Origin of the sequence: Bacillus sp. FSL H8-0492, assembly GCF_038006145.1 — a bacterium.
Taxonomy (GTDB): domain Bacteria; phylum Bacillota; class Bacilli; order Bacillales; family Bacillaceae_G; genus Bacillus_A; species Bacillus_A mycoides.
Window position 1 is genome coordinate 1,160,090 of record NZ_JBBOUP010000001.1, and the last position, 16,637, is coordinate 1,176,726.

15 protein-coding genes and 2 pseudogenes are annotated in these 16,637 nt (G+C 37.2%); 15 read left to right on the forward strand and 2 right to left on the reverse strand.

The window, feature by feature from the left end:
* Positions 1–160: 160 nt before the first annotated feature.
* A pseudogene (locus tag MHH66_RS05940) lies at positions 161–256 on the forward strand (sporulation initiation factor Spo0A C-terminal domain-containing protein); the annotation flags it as partial.
* A 297-nt stretch (positions 257–553) separates the two neighbouring features.
* Positions 554–1,116, forward strand: a pseudogene (locus tag MHH66_RS05945) (PRK06770 family protein).
* A gap of 240 nt (positions 1,117–1,356) precedes the next feature.
* Here the strand turns inward: MHH66_RS05945 and MHH66_RS05950 are convergent.
* The gene (locus MHH66_RS05950; protein ID WP_001247671.1) at positions 1,357–1,503 is read right to left on the reverse strand and encodes a YycC family protein; all 147 of its coding nucleotides are present in this window, start codon (positions 1,501–1,503) and stop codon (positions 1,357–1,359) included.
* Between the two features lie 50 nt (positions 1,504–1,553).
* Between MHH66_RS05950 and MHH66_RS05955 the strand changes: the two genes are divergently transcribed.
* Positions 1,554–2,282, forward strand: coding sequence for a glycerophosphodiester phosphodiesterase (locus tag MHH66_RS05955; RefSeq protein ID WP_078184420.1), 729 nt, complete (start codon positions 1,554–1,556; stop codon positions 2,280–2,282).
* 51 nt (positions 2,283–2,333) lie between these two features.
* On the opposite strand, the gene MHH66_RS05960 is transcribed toward MHH66_RS05955, so the two are convergent.
* Complete coding sequence (locus tag MHH66_RS05960) at positions 2,334–2,567, reverse strand: DUF2627 domain-containing protein (RefSeq protein ID WP_001190193.1); 234 nt, start codon at positions 2,565–2,567, stop codon at positions 2,334–2,336.
* Between the two features lie 137 nt (positions 2,568–2,704).
* Here MHH66_RS05960 and MHH66_RS05965 point away from each other — a divergent pair, with 137 nt between their 5' ends.
* The 12 genes from MHH66_RS05965 (at position 2,705) to MHH66_RS06020 (ending at position 16,403) form a co-directional block, all read left to right on the forward strand.
* Complete coding sequence (locus MHH66_RS05965) at positions 2,705–4,777, forward strand: sigma 54-interacting transcriptional regulator (RefSeq protein ID WP_002129032.1); 2,073 nt, start codon at positions 2,705–2,707, stop codon at positions 4,775–4,777.
* A gap of 195 nt (positions 4,778–4,972) precedes the next feature.
* A complete protein-coding gene (gene yqiS, locus MHH66_RS05970; RefSeq protein WP_002033959.1) occupies positions 4,973–5,872 on the forward strand; it encodes a phosphate butyryltransferase in 900 nt (299 codons plus the stop codon).
* A 35-nt stretch (positions 5,873–5,907) separates the two neighbouring features.
* Positions 5,908–7,008, forward strand: a complete 1,101-nt coding sequence (locus MHH66_RS05975; RefSeq protein WP_002015088.1) for a leucine dehydrogenase — start codon at positions 5,908–5,910, stop codon at positions 7,006–7,008.
* 87 nt (positions 7,009–7,095) lie between these two features.
* Positions 7,096–8,199: a butyrate kinase gene (gene buk / locus MHH66_RS05980; RefSeq protein ID WP_002088555.1), complete on the forward strand. Its 1,104-nt coding sequence runs from the start codon at positions 7,096–7,098 to the stop codon at positions 8,197–8,199.
* Positions 8,200–8,203: 4 nt separating this feature from the next.
* Complete coding sequence (gene lpdA / locus MHH66_RS05985; protein WP_002015090.1) at positions 8,204–9,625, forward strand: dihydrolipoyl dehydrogenase; 1,422 nt, start codon at positions 8,204–8,206, stop codon at positions 9,623–9,625.
* A 27-nt stretch (positions 9,626–9,652) separates the two neighbouring features.
* Positions 9,653–10,654 carry a 3-methyl-2-oxobutanoate dehydrogenase subunit alpha gene (gene bfmBAA / locus MHH66_RS05990; RefSeq protein ID WP_000852549.1) on the forward strand — a complete coding sequence of 334 codons (1,002 nt, stop codon included), beginning with the start codon at positions 9,653–9,655 and terminating at the stop codon, positions 10,652–10,654.
* A gap of 13 nt (positions 10,655–10,667) precedes the next feature.
* Complete coding sequence (gene bfmBAB, locus MHH66_RS05995; protein ID WP_000290070.1) at positions 10,668–11,651, forward strand: 3-methyl-2-oxobutanoate dehydrogenase subunit beta; 984 nt, start codon at positions 10,668–10,670, stop codon at positions 11,649–11,651.
* A gap of 15 nt (positions 11,652–11,666) precedes the next feature.
* Positions 11,667–12,983, forward strand: coding sequence for a dihydrolipoamide acetyltransferase family protein (locus tag MHH66_RS06000; protein ID WP_000257676.1), 1,317 nt, complete (start codon positions 11,667–11,669; stop codon positions 12,981–12,983).
* A 340-nt stretch (positions 12,984–13,323) separates the two neighbouring features.
* Complete coding sequence (locus MHH66_RS06005; protein WP_000831201.1) at positions 13,324–14,502, forward strand: FtsW/RodA/SpoVE family cell cycle protein; 1,179 nt, start codon at positions 13,324–13,326, stop codon at positions 14,500–14,502.
* Positions 14,503–14,608: 106 nt separating this feature from the next.
* Positions 14,609–15,313, forward strand: a complete 705-nt coding sequence (locus tag MHH66_RS06010) for a DUF421 domain-containing protein (protein WP_061674762.1) — start codon at positions 14,609–14,611, stop codon at positions 15,311–15,313.
* Between the two features lie 73 nt (positions 15,314–15,386).
* Positions 15,387–15,845: an NUDIX hydrolase gene (locus tag MHH66_RS06015; protein WP_078184419.1), complete on the forward strand. Its 459-nt coding sequence runs from the start codon at positions 15,387–15,389 to the stop codon at positions 15,843–15,845.
* A gap of 144 nt (positions 15,846–15,989) precedes the next feature.
* A complete protein-coding gene (locus MHH66_RS06020) occupies positions 15,990–16,403 on the forward strand; it encodes a BrxA/BrxB family bacilliredoxin (RefSeq protein ID WP_002015097.1) in 414 nt (137 codons plus the stop codon).
* Positions 16,404–16,637: the final 234 nt, after the last annotated feature.

Sequence of the window (16,637 nt, forward strand, 5' to 3'; positions counted from 1 at the left end):
AATCATAAGCTTTTATAATGTCCATTACCTTTTTTTATTGAAGGTACTTTGAATAGATGATACAATCAAATTTAGATAAGCGATAAATTTTGCACTTCTAACCAATAAATAGAAGCATTTAATGATAGTTATGAAATATACAATGCCTTGATATAGCGGTGGTTATACAGTATCTATGTCAAAAGCAAAACCTACGAATTCCGAGTTCATCGCAATGGTTGCGGATAAGCTAAGACTTGAACATAAGGCTAGCTGAGAGGAAAAGTAGTAAGGGATTTAAGTTTTAATAGAGCTTAATAATTCTTGAAATTTATACTCGATATCAATTTTAAAACCAATAAACTTTTATTTAATGACCAATGAATTTTAGAATTCGTTGGTCTTTTTATTTTGTTGAGAAAAAGAGGGAGAAGTGATATCGATTTTATCAAAATTATTTGGGTAGATAAAAAGGGTTGTTTGATATTATGGAAAATAAAACCTGTTTTTAGTAATATTACATATAAGTGAGTTTTTTAAGGTAATTAAATAGGTATACAGAGGGAGAAGGAAAATGAAAAACAAAATATTAACTTGGCTAGGAATAGTAGCAGCTATGGGAGTTCTTGCTGTTGCAGTTACATTTGGAATGTTAGAGCTTGCCGATAATCCAGTAGATAAAGAAGTGAGTGCTCAAATAGATAAAAAAGAAGACCCAACGATAGTAGGTAGAGAGGTAGATGGAGTCTTTGTTGATGTGTATGTTACTGAAAATTCTACTGAAAGCGAAGTCATTACAGCGATGTATCACATGACTCATCAAAAAGTAGTGGCAGAACGAAAATCGGGATCCATCCCAATGATTCAAAATAACGCTGAAAAATTAAAAAAATCATAAATAAGAGTAGTTTTGCGAAGAAAAATGAGCTTGTAGCAATTGCTGATAGATGGGTGAAAAAAGATTTTAGTAAAATTGTAGAAGATCACAATTTTTTCTCGGATGCTCAAGAGGGGAATGTTTGTAAAGCCACTAGAGCGATGGATGCGGTAGAAGAGCAACATTATATTTTAACTACATTCGGGGAGGAAAAAGCGAAAGAACTATACGAATCAGGGGATACTCCGCACGTTCAATAAAAAATAATATGAAGGGCTTCTAGTTATTTTATTACCTTGCTTTAAGGGGGCAATGGTGACTTGTGAATAAATATTCTGCTTTCTTTATGACTTGTAACAAAAAAGAAGATATATAATTCATTATTAAATGATGAAGTAAAGGCTAAATCGCATCGTAGTACATCTGTTAAAGGATTTTAGCGGGGAAGTCATCCATGATATAATAGATGATAATAAAAAGCCCTGCAAAACAGGACTATATTATTCTTCGTCTTTATTTTGTTTTTCTAATTCAACTAACTTTTGGATTAAAATATGCTGTGGCATATGCATAAGTTGTTCAAGTGGAACACCTAACGCTTTTGATAGGCGGACTGCAGTGTCTGGAGAAATTTGTAATGGTCTCATAGAAGTACCTCCTTTTTCGTATAGTATAGCATAAGATTGGGGGAGTGAGGATGACTCTTATATTTGCACATCGTGGTGCGGCGGGAACGTATCCGGAAAATACAATGATTTCATTTGAAGCGGCGGAGGCTTTCGGGGCAGATGGAATTGAACTCGATGTTCAATTCACGAAAGATGGAAAAGTTGTCGTTATTCATGATGAAACGGTGGATCGGACAACAAATGGAAAAGGTGCGGTTCGAAATTATTTATATGAGGATTTATGTAAGTTGGATGCGAGTTATAAATTCGGTGACAAAGTAGGTTTTTGCAAAATACCTCTTCTAGAAGAGGTGTTAGAATGGCTCGCAAAAACGAAATTGCTACTCAATATTGAACTGAAAAATAATAAAATCCCATACAGAGGTTTAGAAGAAGTGGTTATAACACTTGTACGTAAGTTTAGTCTAGAGGATCGGATTGTGTTTTCTTCCTTTAATCACTACAGTATGAAGCGATGTCATATGATGGCTCCTGATATTCAAACAGCTATTTTGTATCGTGAAGGTTTGCATAGCCCGTGGGCATATGCAAAAAAGATGGGTGCTACTGCAGTACATCCGAATTATCGTTATCTTCAAGATGCTATCGCTGAATTAACGATGGGAAGTGGTGTGGAGGTTCGTCCTTACACGATAAATGAAGAAACGCTTATGCGTAAATATTTTGATATGAATATATCAGCGATTATTACTGATTATCCTGAAACAGCAAGAACTTTATTACCGATAAAAAAATGAGACCTAATATAATGGTCTCATTTTTTATTTATGATATGTGAAAACTTTGTTTTATCTTCTGAAGCGTGCTTGTACTTTATTTCTCTTACGATCTCTGTGTAAGACGAAGCCGCCGAAGATATAAAACCCGAGTGCGAAGCAAAGAGCGCCGATTAAAAATTGTAACCATAATATAGGGATTGGGGAGAACAAAATCCCAAATACAGTATCTCTCATTAGTTTAATACCAAGCACGGCTAATGAAATGGGGATGAGTGCTAATAATAGAGCGAGGTAACGCTGCATACATAACGCTCCTTTTCAGATTATTTTGTGTATTTTAATGATGTTATATGGAATGGGGGTTTGTCAAGAGGTTGCTGAACGAGTAAGATAAGAATGTGAAAAATTTTGCAGAGATACTTCGAGAGGAAGTGTAATGTATGAAACAAAATGTGTTAATTGTTGGAGCAGGTGAAGGTGGGAGTACACTGCTGAGTCTGTTGCAAAATTCGAATATATTTCAAATTATAGGAGTTATTGATAGTAATCCAATTGCGAAAGGATTACAAATCGCAAAGGAATATGGGGTTCCGATTGGTGATAGTGTAACTCCGTTTCTTTCTATGCATATTGATGTAATGTTTGATATGACAGGTGATTATGATTTACATAAAGTTTTATTGGGAAGCAAGCATAAAGACACCCTTCTTATACCAGGGGATATTGCAAAAATTGTTACGAGATTAGCGCATGAGAAGGAAAGCTTAATTGGAAAGCTAGAAGAACAGACGCAACAAGGGAATTTAATTTTAAATTCAACGCATGACGGTATGATTGTTATAGACCAAGAGGGACAAGTTCGTCTGTTTAATAAAAGCGCAGAGCGTATTACTGGATATAAAAAAGAGGAAGCAATAGGGAAATATATTTTAGAAGTTATTCCAACGAGTAAGTTGCTTCGTATTATACGCACGAAAAAAATAGAAGTGAATCATGAACTGACGTTAGAGAATGAAAAAAAGATTATTACAACGCGTATTCCGATATTAAAAGAAGGTGGGGAGGTTCAAGGGGCATTTGCGATTTTTAAAGACATTACAGAAGTTGTAGATTTAGCGGAAGAAGTTACAGACTTAAAAGAAATTCAAACGCTACTTGAGGCGATTATTAACTCATCTGAGGAAGCAATTTCGGTTGTTGATGAGAAAGGAAGAGGACTAGTTATAAACCCTGCTTATACGAAGTTAACGGGTTTGACTGAAGAAGAAATTATTGGGAAGCCGGCTACAACTGATATTGTGGAAGGTGAAAGTATGCATATGAAAGTACTTCGGACGCGCCGAGCGGTACGAGGAATACATATGAAGATTGGGCAAAAAAAGCGAGATGTAATTGTAAACGTAGCACCGGTTATTGTCGATGGAATATTGAAAGGGAGCGTCGGGGTAATTCGCGATGTATCAGAAATTCAAAAGTTAACAAATGAATTGAATAGGGCAAGACAAATTATTCGAACGTTAGAAGCAAAATATTCATTTGATGATATTGTTGGTGATTCAGATGAAACGACGGCAGCTATTGAACAAGCAAAACTTGGAGCGAATACACCGGCAACAGTATTGCTTAGAGGGGAATCTGGTACGGGGAAAGAGTTATTTGCACACGCTATTCATAACAGTAGTAATCGAAAATACAATAAGTTTGTACGAGTAAACTGTGCTGCTATTTCTGAGACCTTATTAGAAAGTGAATTATTCGGTTATGAGGAAGGTGCGTTTTCTGGAGCGAAAAGAGGCGGGAAACGAGGATTCTTTGAAGAAGCGAATAATGGAAGTGTTTTTTTAGATGAAATCGGAGAGTTATCTGCAAATACGCAAGCGAAGCTCCTTCGTGTGCTACAAGAAAAAGAAATTGTGAAAGTAGGGGGAACGAAAGCGATACCGATTAATGTCCGGGTAATTGCAGCAACACATGTGAATTTAGAAAAGGGTATTCTAGAAGGAGAGTTCAGAGAGGACTTATATTATCGTTTAAATAAAATCCCGATTCAAATTCCTTCCCTTCGTCAGCGTAAAGGAGATATACCAGCGATTGCAGAAAGGTTAATTCAAAAAATTAATCAAGATTATGGTCGTAATGTAGAAGGACTCACCGATTCAGCCGTTTCGTATTTACAATCATATGAATGGCCAGGGAATGTTAGGGAACTTGAAAATATTTTAGGACGAGCTATTATCTTTATGAATTATAACGAAATATATATTGATGTACATCATTTACCGCCTTTACATAAAGAAGAACAAGTAGAGACGAAACAAAATAATTTATTACCTGAATTAGAAGAGAAGGCCCTTGAACACCTAGTGACAGAATTTGAGGGGAATATTATCCGTGAATATTTAGAGAAATTTGATGGGAACAAAACGAAGACTGCAAAAGCGTTAGGAATTTCAGTTCGAAACTTATATTACAAGTTAGAAAAGTATGACTGTGCAAAAAATAGCATGCAATAAATTGCGTACCGTGCAATTTATTGCGTGGTATACAAAAAGCGACAAAACGAGACAGAATATTTCGTTGTTTTCCAAAGTATTGATTTTACTGCATTTTGAATGCGTTTTCATTATTGGTAAGACCACTTTTGAAAGTTGGCACGGTATTTGCTTAATGAATAGACGAGGGACGACGGAAAGGGTTGATTACAAAATATGAAGTTAGAACATTTAATTGATCAAGCAGCAGGACAGCCTAAAAAAACTGTGGCTGTAGCAGTAGCTGAAGATCATGAAGTAATTGAAGCTGTAGCGAAAGCAATCAAGTTACAGCTAGCTCAATTTCGTCTATATGGAAATCAAGAGAAAATAATAGGGATGCTACAAGAGCATGGGTTACAAACTTCAGAACATATTGAAGTGATTGCAGCAGCGTCAAGTGCTGAGGCTGCAGAACTTTCTGTTAAATCTGTAAGCAATGGCGAAGCAGATGTGCTAATGAAGGGGAACATCCCAACAGCAAATATTTTGAAAGCTGTATTAAATAAAGAGTGGGGACTTCGTAAGGGCAGCGTGCTTTCACATGTTGCAGCGTTTGAAGTTCCAAATTACGATCGTCTTATTTTTGTTACAGACGCAGCGATGAACATTGCACCTGATGTAACACAAAAAGCTGCTATTATACAAAATACTGTAGAAGTTGCCCAGGCAATAGGAATTGATTTGCCAAAGGTAGCGCCAATTGCAGCGGTAGAGGTTGTTAATCCTGCGATGCAAGCGACAATTGATGCAGCGATGTTAACTCAAATGAATCGCCGCGGACAAATTAAAAATTGTGTCGTTGATGGACCACTTGCTTTAGATAATGCAGTATCACAAATTGCAGCAGAACATAAAGGCATAGTAAGTGATGTAGCAGGTAAGGCAGACATTTTACTCGTCCCAACGATTGAAGCTGGAAATGTGCTATATAAATCACTCGTCTATTTTGCAAATGCAAAGGTAGGAGCGATGATTGCTGGCGCTAAAGCACCGATTGTTTTAACATCACGTGCTGATTCAGCAGAAACAAAAGTATATTCATTAGCATTGGCAGTTGCGACTGCTTCAAAATAAACCAAATAGGGTAAAACAATTAGGGGGAAACGACAATGACATTAGAAATCTTCGAATACTTAGAAAAATATGATTATGAGCAAGTGGTATTTTGTCAAGATAAAGAATCTGGTTTAAAAGCAATCATTGCAATCCATGATACAACACTTGGACCAGCTCTTGGTGGAACAAGAATGTGGACATATGATTCTGAAGAAGCGGCGATTGAAGATGCATTGCGTCTTGCAAAAGGGATGACATACAAAAATGCAGCAGCTGGTTTAAACTTAGGTGGTGCAAAAACAGTAATTATCGGTGATCCACGTAAAGATAAAAGCGAAGCGATGTTCCGTGCATTAGGACGCTACATTCAAGGACTAAACGGACGTTACATTACAGCTGAAGATGTTGGTACAACAGTAGATGATATGGATATTATCCATGAGGAAACTGATTTTGTAACAGGGATTTCACCATCATTCGGTTCTTCTGGTAACCCATCTCCAGTAACTGCATACGGTGTTTACCGTGGTATGAAAGCAGCTGCAAAAGAAGCATTTGGTACAGATAACCTAGAAGGAAGAGTAATTTCTATTCAAGGTGTTGGTAATGTAGCATATCACCTATGCAAACATTTACACGCTGAAGGAGCAAAATTAATCGTTACAGATATTAATAAAGAAGCTGTACAACGTGCAGTAGAAGAATTCGGTGCAACAGCAGTTGAGCCAAATGAAATTTACGGTGTTGAATGTGATATTTACGCACCATGTGCATTAGGCGCAACAGTTAATGATGAAACTATTCCACAACTTAAAGCAAAAGTAATCGCAGGTTCTGCAAATAACCAATTAAAAGAAGATCGTCATGGCGACCTTATTCATGAAATGGGTATTGTATACGCACCAGACTATGTTATTAATGCAGGTGGCGTAATTAACGTAGCAGACGAATTATATGGATACAATAGAGAACGTGCATTAAAACGTGTTGAGTCTATTTATGACACAATTGCAAAAGTAATCGAAATTTCAAAACGCGATGGCATAGCAACTTATGTAGCAGCAGATCGTCTAGCTGAAGAGCGCATTGCAAGCTTGAAAAACTCTCGTAGCACATACTTACGCAACGGTCACGACATTATTAGCCGTCGCTAATCATTCATATATAACTTTTACAAAAGGTGTGGTTACCTCTTATGAGGTTGCCACTTCCTTTTAAATTTATTAGTGGAGGTAGCAACATTGTCTGTAAATCGAATTCTTGTTATTAACCCAGGTAGTACATCCACAAAGATTGGTGTTTTTGATAATGAAAGACCCGTTCTAGAAGAAACTATTCGTCATGACGTAGAACAGATTGGAAAATATAAGCGAATTATCGACCAATATGAGTTTCGTAAAGAAACGATTTTAGAAGTTCTACATTCTCATGGTATTAACATTTCAAAATTAAACGCTGTTTGTGGGCGTGGTGGATTACTTCGTCCAATCGAAGGCGGTACGTATACAGTAAACGATGCGATGTTAGAAGATTTAAAAAATGGGTTTAGCGGTCATCACGCTTCAAACCTTGGAGGCATTTTAGCATATGAAATTGCTTCTGGATTAAACATTCCTGCATTCATTGTGGATCCTGTCGTTGTAGATGAAATGGAGCCAATTGCTCGTATTAGCGGTATTGCTGGTATGGAACGTAAAAGTATTTTCCATGCATTAAACCAAAAAGCGGTTGCTCGTAAAGTAGCAGATGAATTAAATCACAAATATGAGGATTTAAATTTATTAGTTACACATATGGGCGGCGGTATTACAGTTGGTGCTCATAAAAAAGGAAAAGTTATCGATGTGAATAATGGCTTAAACGGAGAAGGACCATTTAGTCCAGAGCGTGCTGGTACAGTACCAGTAGGACAATTAGTTGAAATGTGTTTTTCTGGTGAGTATTACCGAGACGAAATGGTTAAAAAACTTGTCGGACAAGGTGGACTTGTAAGTCTTATCGGTACAAACGATGCAATTAAAGTAGAACAAATGGTTGAAAAAGGTGATCCTGAAGCAACACTTATTTATAAAGCAATGGCGTATCAAGTTGCAAAAGAGATTGGCGGAGCTAGTGCTGTACTTCACGGGAAAATCGATGCAATCGTATTAACTGGTGGACTTGCGTACAGTAAAATTCTTGTCGATGAAATAAAAGAACGTGTTCACTGGATTGCAGATGTTATCGTACATCCAGGAGAAGATGAATTACAAGCGTTAGCAGAAGGAGCACTTCGTGTATTACGTGAAGAAGAAGCTCCAAAAGAATATATTGTACGAGAAAAACAAACAGTAGCTAGGGGTTGAGATAATGGCAAGAGAATATGATTTAGTCATCGTTGGCGGCGGTACTGGTGGATATGTTGCTGCTATTCGTGCATCACAACTAGGGTTAAAAACTGCACTTGTTGAAAAAGAAAATCTTGGTGGTACTTGTTTACACAAAGGATGTATTCCTAGTAAAGCTCTTTTACGTAGTGCGGAAGTATACGCAACTGCTAAAAAAGGAGAAGAGTTCGGAGTTATTGCAAGTAATGTAGAACTAAACTTTGCTAAAGTACAAGAGCGTAAAGAGAAGATTGTAACGCAGCTTCATAAAGGCGTTCAGCATTTAATGAAACAAGGTAAAATTGATGTGTTTGAAGGTATTGGCCGTATTCTTGGCCCATCTATTTTCTCTCCAATGCCAGGTACAATTTCAGTTGAACTTGCAAGTGGAGAAGAGAATGAAATGTTAATTCCAAAAAATGTACTTGTTGCAACAGGTTCTCGTCCAAATTCATTACCAGGATTAGAGTTAGACGGAGAGTATGTAATGTCTTCGGATCATGCCCTAAAAATGGAAACGCTTCCTAGCTCAATCATTATCGTTGGTGGCGGTGTAATTGGTATTGAGTGGGCATCTATGCTTGCTGACTTCGGTGTAGAAGTTACTGTATTAGAATATGCGAAAAACATATTACCACTAGAAGATAATGACGTTTCAAAAGAGATGCAACGTCTATTCAAGAAAAAAGGTATTAAAGTGGTAACTGGTGCAAAAGTATTACCAGAAACATTGGTAAAAGATAATGGAGTAACAATTCAAGCTGAACATAACGGTGAGAACAAAGCATTTAAAGCAGAAAAAATGCTTGTATCTGTAGGAAGACAAGCGAATACGCAAAATATGGGCTTAGAGAACACAGATATTGTTGTGGAAAAAGGATACATTCAAACAAATGAGTTTTATCAAACGAAGGAATCTCATATTTACGCAATTGGAGATGTAATCGGTGGCTTGCAACTTGCTCACGTTGCTTCTCATGAAGGAATTGTTGCAGTAGAACATATCGCTGGTAAAGAAGTTGCACCAATTGATTATTCTATGGTATCAAAATGCGTATATAGTAGTCCAGAAGTTGCTTCTGTCGGCTTAACAGAACAAGAAGCAAAAGAAAAAGGCTATAAGTTAAAAGTCGGTAAATTCTCATTCCGTGCAATCGGAAAGGCACTTGTATACGGAGAATCAGACGGTTTTGTAAAACTTGTAGTTGATGAAGAAACAAATGACATTCTCGGTGTTCATATGATCGGACCACATGTAACAGATATGATTTCTGAAGCTGGTCTTGCAAGAGTACTTGATGCAACACCTTGGGAAGTAGCACATACAATTCATCCGCATCCATCATTATCTGAGGCGATTGGTGAAGCTGCACTTGCTGTAGATGGAAGAGCGTTACACGCATAAAAATGTGGATTTAGGAGGTTATGAAAAATGGCAGAAGTAAAAGAAAAGCGCCATGAAGAGCTTGGCTTAAGTGATGAGCAAGTATTAGAAATGTTCCGTACGATGTTACTTGCACGTAAAATTGACGAACGTATGTGGTTATTAAACCGTGCAGGTAAAATTCCATTCGTAATTTCTTGTCAAGGACAAGAGGCTGCACAAGTTGGAGCGGCATTCGCTCTTGATAGAGAGAAAGATTATGCATTACCATACTACCGTGATATGGGTGTTGTACTAGCGTTTGGTATGACAGCTAAAGAGCTTATGTTGTCTGCTTTCGCAAAAGCTGGAGATCCAAACTCTGGTGGTCGTCAAATGCCTGGTCACTTCGGTCAAAAGAAAAATCGTATTGTTACAGGATCATCACCAGTAACAACGCAAGTACCACATGCAGTTGGTATTGCACTAGCTGGAAAAATGGAGAAGAAAGATTTAGTAACGTTCGTTACATTCGGAGAAGGCTCTTCAAACCAAGGTGACTTCCATGAAGGAGCAAACTTTGCTGGTGTACACAAACTACCTGTTATTTTCATGTGTGAAAATAACAAATATGCAATCTCTATTCCAGTTGAAAAACAATTAGCATGTAAAAACGTATCAGACCGTGCAATTGGTTACGGTATGCCTGGATATACAATAGACGGAAACGATCCGCTTGCAGTATATAAAGCTGTAAAAGAGGCAGCAGACCGCGGCCGTCGTGGTGAAGGCCCAACTTTAATTGAAACAGTATCATATCGTTTAACAGCACATTCTAGTGACGACGATGATCGTGTTTATCGTGATAAAGAAGAAGTAGAAGAAGCAAAGAAAAAAGATTCAATTATAACATTTGCAGCTTATTTAAAAGAAGCTGGCGTGTTAACTGAGGAATTTGAAAAACAAATGTTAGACGAAATTATGCATATCGTAAATGAAGCAACAGAATATGCAGAAAATGCTCCGTATGCAGCACCTGAAGATGCATTGAAGCACGTATACGCAGAATAGGGGGGAACGTTTCATGGCTGTAATGTCTTATATTGATGCTATTACATTAGCAATGCGCGAAGAAATGGAACGCGATGAGAAAGTATTTGTTTTAGGTGAAGATGTTGGTAAAAAAGGTGGCGTATTTAAAGCGACACACGGATTATATGATCAATTTGGTGAAGATCGTGCGCTTGATGCACCGCTTGCAGAATCTGCAATTGCTGGGGTAGCAATTGGTGCGGCAATGTATGGTATGCGTCCAATCGCTGAAATGCAGTTTGCTGATTTCATCATGCCAGCAGTAAACCAAATTGTTTCTGAGGCAGCAAAAATTCGTTATCGTTCTAATAACGATTGGACTTGTCCAGTTACAATTCGTGCGCCATTTGGCGGCGGTGTTCACGGTGCATTGTATCATTCACAATCTGTGGAAGCGATGTTTGCGAACCAACCAGGTTTAAAAATTGTTATTCCTTCTACACCATATGATGCAAAAGGCTTATTAAAAGCTGCAATTCGTGATGAAGATCCAGTATTATTCTTTGAGCATAAGCGTGCATATCGCTTAATTAAAGGTGAAGTGCCAGAAGATGACTATGTATTACCAATCGGAAAAGCAGATGTAAAACGCGAAGGTGATGATATTACTGTTATCACTTACGGATTATGTGTTCACTTTGCTCTTCAAGCAGCTGAGAAGTTAGCACAAGATGGAATCTCTGCACACATTCTTGATTTAAGAACGGTATATCCGTTAGATAAAGAAGCGATTATTGAAGCGGCTTCTAAAACAGGTAAAGTTCTTCTTGTAACAGAAGACAATAAAGAAGGAAGTATTATAAGTGAAGTGGCAGCAATTATTGCTGAAAACTGTCTGTTTGATTTAGATGCGCCAATCGCACGTCTTGCAGGTCCAGACGTTCCAGCAATGCCATATGCACCAACAATGGAAAAATTCTTTATGGTAAATCCAGATAAAGTTGAAAAAGCAATGCGTGAACTTGCGGAATTTTAATCGGGGGGACTATACATGGCTGTAGAAAATATCACAATGCCTCAGCTCGGGGAGAGCGTTACAGAGGGTACAATTAGTAAATGGCTCGTTAATGTTGGCGATCACGTAAACAAGTATGATCCGCTTGCAGAAGTAATGACTGATAAAGTAAATGCTGAAGTACCATCTTCTTTCACTGGTATTGTGAAAGAATTAATCGCTGGTGAAGGTGAGACGCTAGCTGTAGGTGAAGTAGTTTGTGTTATTCAAGTAGAAGGCGCAGATGAAGTAGCAGCGACAGCTGTTGAGGAAAAAACAAAAGAAGAACCAAAGGCAGAAGTAGCTACGCCTGAAAAAGCACCGAAAGCAAAACAACCAACTGATGGAAAACCACGTTTTTCACCAGCGGTTTTAAAACTTGCGGGCGAGCATAACGTTGATTTAGATTTAGTAGAAGGTACGGGAGCAAATGGCCGTATCACTCGTAAAGATATTTTAAAGCTAGTGGAATCTGGAAATATTCCGCAAGCAGGTGCGAAGAAAGAGGAAGCGGTAGCAGCAGTAGTAGAAGCACGTCCAGAAGCACCAAAAGCAGCGCCAGTAGCACAAAAAGTAGAAGCTGCAAAACCAGTTTCTGTACCAACAATGCCTGGCGATATCGAAATTCCAGTAACAGGTGTGCGTAAAGCAATTGCAGCGAACATGTTACGTAGTAAACACGAAGCGCCACATGCTTGGATGATGATTGAAGTAGATGTGACAAACCTTGTGTCATACCGTAATTCAATTAAAGGTGATTTCAAAAAGCGCGAAGGCTTTAATTTAACGTTCTTTGCTTTCTTCGTAAAAGCAGTAGCGCAAGCGTTAAAAGAGTATCCTCAAATCAATTCAATGTGGGCTGGCGATAAGATCGTTCAGAAGAAAGATATTAACCTTTCTATCGCTGTTGCAACAGAGGATGAACTATTTGTACCAGTAATTAAACACGCGGACGAGAAGACGATTAAAGGTATCGCTCGTGAAATTACAGAGCTTGCAGGAAAAGTACGTACGAAATCGTTAAAAGCGGACGAAATGCAAGGCGGAACATTTACAATTAATAACACAGGGTCATTCGGTTCTGTTCAATCTATGGGTATTATTAATTACCCACAAGCGGCTATTTTACAAGTTGAATCAATTGTAAAACGCCCAGTAATTATGGATAACGGTATGTTCGGTGCTCGCGACATGGTTAACTTATGTTTATCACTTGACCACCGTGTACTAGATGGCCTAATTTGTGGTAAGTTCTTAGGACGTGTAAAAGAAATTCTAGAAAATACGTCAGAAAATAATACATCTGTATATTAATAAAAAGCTCGCTTATGCGAGCTTTTTATCATCTTATTTCTTCATTTGCATCCTACTATATGTACAACACTTTTCCCGGCAATCTTACAATGAACGAGTATGTATTAGAAATTTACGAAAATACATTGCTGATATATGGTATATAGATATAAAATAAGAAAAGAATAATTTTTTTGGCAAATCTTACTGACGAAACTGTAGTATAATATATTGTATTGTATGAAAAAGAGGGTTATTCTATATAAGTGTTTTATAGATAATGTGTAATCAGTCGTCAAAACATGAAGAATGTTGACTCCTGGTTTTTTATTTTGCTGTAACAATGTTTCAGGAGGATGTCATGAAAAGAAGTACCGAGTTTCTAAAAAGTTTAGATGTAAAATTAATATTAATTTTGTTAGCATTATGTGTTACGAGTATAGCTGCTATATATAGCAGTCAGCAAACTGGCCAATATGGAGAGGCAAACTTTGCGATGAAACAGGGTTTGAACTACATAATTGGAGTTGTATTGTTATTGCTTGTTGCAAGCATCGACTTAGATCAATTACAAAAATTGTCTTGGCCACTTTATATCGTCGGATTTGGTTCACTTATTCTTTTGAAAATACTACCGGTTTCCACTTTCACACCTGAAAAATTAGGTGCAAAAAGATGGTTTGTATTTCCGTTAGTTGGACAAATTCAACCATCTGAGTTTTTCAAAATTTCATTGCTTCTCGTAGTAGCAAGTATAGCAGTGAAACATAATGCACAGTATATGGCAAGGACATTCCAAACGGATTTACAATTAGTAGGTAAAATTGTGCTTGTATCCCTTCCGCCCATGGCTGTTGTATATAGCCAACCGGATACAGGGATGGTGTTCTTATATGCTGCTGCAATTGCATGTATTTTATTTATGTCAGGTATTCAGAAGAAATTGATAGCGTTATGTACAGTTATTCCAGTCACCATATTATCGGCGTTAATATTTATTTACGTAAGGTATGAGGATTTCTTCTTTAATAAGTTAGTTACGTTACTAAAACCTCACCAACAATCACGTATTTTAGGTTGGTTAGATCCATTTGAACATACAGATCAAGGTTATCAAACACAGCAATCGATTTTAGCTGTAGGTAGTGGTGGTATGGAAGGGAAAGGATTTGGCGAAGGGAACGTCTATATCCCTGAGAAGCATACTGACTTTATTTTCGCTACAATTGCCGAAGAAGGTGGATTTATCGTAGCCGCGTTAGTTGTGTTCTTGTTCCTATTACTGCTATATCGAACAATTATTATCGGTTATTCTGCTGATAATTTATTCGGTACATTATTATGTGCTGGGTCTATTGGTATATTAACAGTTCAAATATTCCAAAATATTGGTATGATCGTCGGATTAATGCCTGTAAAAGGGATTGCATTACCTTTCTTATCGTATGGGGGAAGTTCCTTATTCTCGAATATGATTATGATGGGGCTCATATTGTCCGTACGGAAAACGTATAAAAAATATATGTTTTCAGTTAAGTAAAAAAGCTAGTTCGTGTAAAAACGAACTAGCTTTTTTACATATATGCTCTTAAACGTTGCAAACTAAAACAAAGTAGCAGTTTGAGACGGGTAAGGAGTGCAAAGTGATGCATATGCATATTTTTGAAGGGGCACGGCATCTTTCTAATAGTGAATGGGTTATTCGGGCTATCATAGCATACATATTTTTAATATTAGTTGCGAAAGCGATGGGGCAAAGGTCCATCGCGCAACTTCGTTTTTTAGATGTTGTATTAGTATTATTGCTTGGTGGGAATATTTCTAACGCATTATCTGATGAAAAAGTGGGGTTACTCGGCTCGATGATTACAACGTTCATACTCGTTGTACTTCACATTATAAGCTCAGTCTTAATGTTGAAATGGGATAGATGGAGACGCTTTTTAGAGCCAGCACCTATTATTCTTATACACAATGGCTCCATTGATTTTAGCAATTTGAAAAAAGCGAGAATTACGGTGGAATATTTATTTTCGGAACTTCGTATGCGAAATGTGAGCGATATTCAAACGATTAAATTAGCATTGTGGGAAGCGAATGGTGTTGTTTCTATATTTCGGTATCCAGAATATGAAGCAGTTTCGCGGCTTGATCTGAAAGTGGCGGGAAGAAGATCTCCAGTTTCTTTTGTATTAGTAAAGGATGGGAGGATTCAGCAAGATGTTCTAGCTTTAGTAGGGAAAACAGAAGAGTGGGCGAGAGAATTTCTAGAGAAGAGTGCAGAAGTCGAATCCATTATGTTAGCTACAGTAGATGAAGCGCATAAAATAAATATTTTGTTAAAAAAATGAAAAATATACGCATTTTGTCGTTTCATACATATGATACAATAGTGTGGACAACGTAAAAATGGGAGGTGTTTCCATGGGATATGTAGAGGAATTACGAAAAATAGTTGGTCATCGCCCTTTAATTTTAGTTGGTGCTGTTGTACTCGTTATAAATGAAAGTGGATATGTATTATTACAGCAAAGAACAGAGCCTTACGGAAAATGGGGGTTGCCTGGCGGGCTAATGGAGCTTGGTGAATCACCAGAAGAAACAGCTTACCGTGAAGTATATGAAGAGACAGGAATAGAAGTAAAGAACCTCCGATTAATCAATGTATTTTCTGGAGCGAACTATTTTTCAAAATTAACAAACGGTGATGAGTTTCAATCCGTAACGACAGCCTATTATACCGATGAATACGAAGGGAATTTTGTTATGAATAAAGAAGAAGCGGTTCAGCTTACATTCTTCCCACTAACAGAACTACCTGACTATATTGTAGGATCGCATAAAAAAATGATTGGTGAATATATGAAAATTATGGAAAAGTGACAAAAAGGTGTTAGAGCAAGGGCTCTAACACCTTTTCTATGCCTAAATACAAGTAAACTTACTTGTATTTCATAAACATTAACTGGTAAGATACAAATAGGTAGAATTAGAGGAGGGAAAAGATTGATTAACTTTAACTTTTTTATGAATGATGTTGTCCGTCAAGCGCGTGAAGAGATTGTCTCTGCGGGATATACAGAATTGACGACACCAGAAGCAGTCGAAGAAGCATTTAAAAGAAATGGTACAACACTTGTAATGGTAAACTCTGTATGTGGTTGTGCAGGTGGCATTGCTCGTCCTGCTGCTGCACATTCCGTACATTATGATAAACGCCCTAACCACCTTGTAACGGTATTTGCGGGTCAAGATAAAGAAGCAACAGCAAGAGCTCGTGAATATTTTGAAGGATATCCACCTTCATCTCCATCATTTGCGTTATTGAAAGATGGAAAAATTGTAACGATGGTAGAACGTCATGAAATTGAAGGTCATGAACCAATGCAAGTAATTGCAAAACTACAATCTTATTTCGAAGATAATTGCGAAGAACTATAAGGAAGAGAAAAAGGCGGTACGTCCACAATCAAGTGGGTGTACCACCTTTTTTATTTAGTTTTTAAAATAATTAAACATGCAGGAAGTTGTTATTTTATACATGTTTTTATGCATTAACAACAGCTTTAATACTGTTTTTATATTTATTTTTATTTTATATATTGCATAAAAATTAAAGTGCTGATACAATACAAACATCGAATAAATATTCTATTAAACTTTTAAATATACATT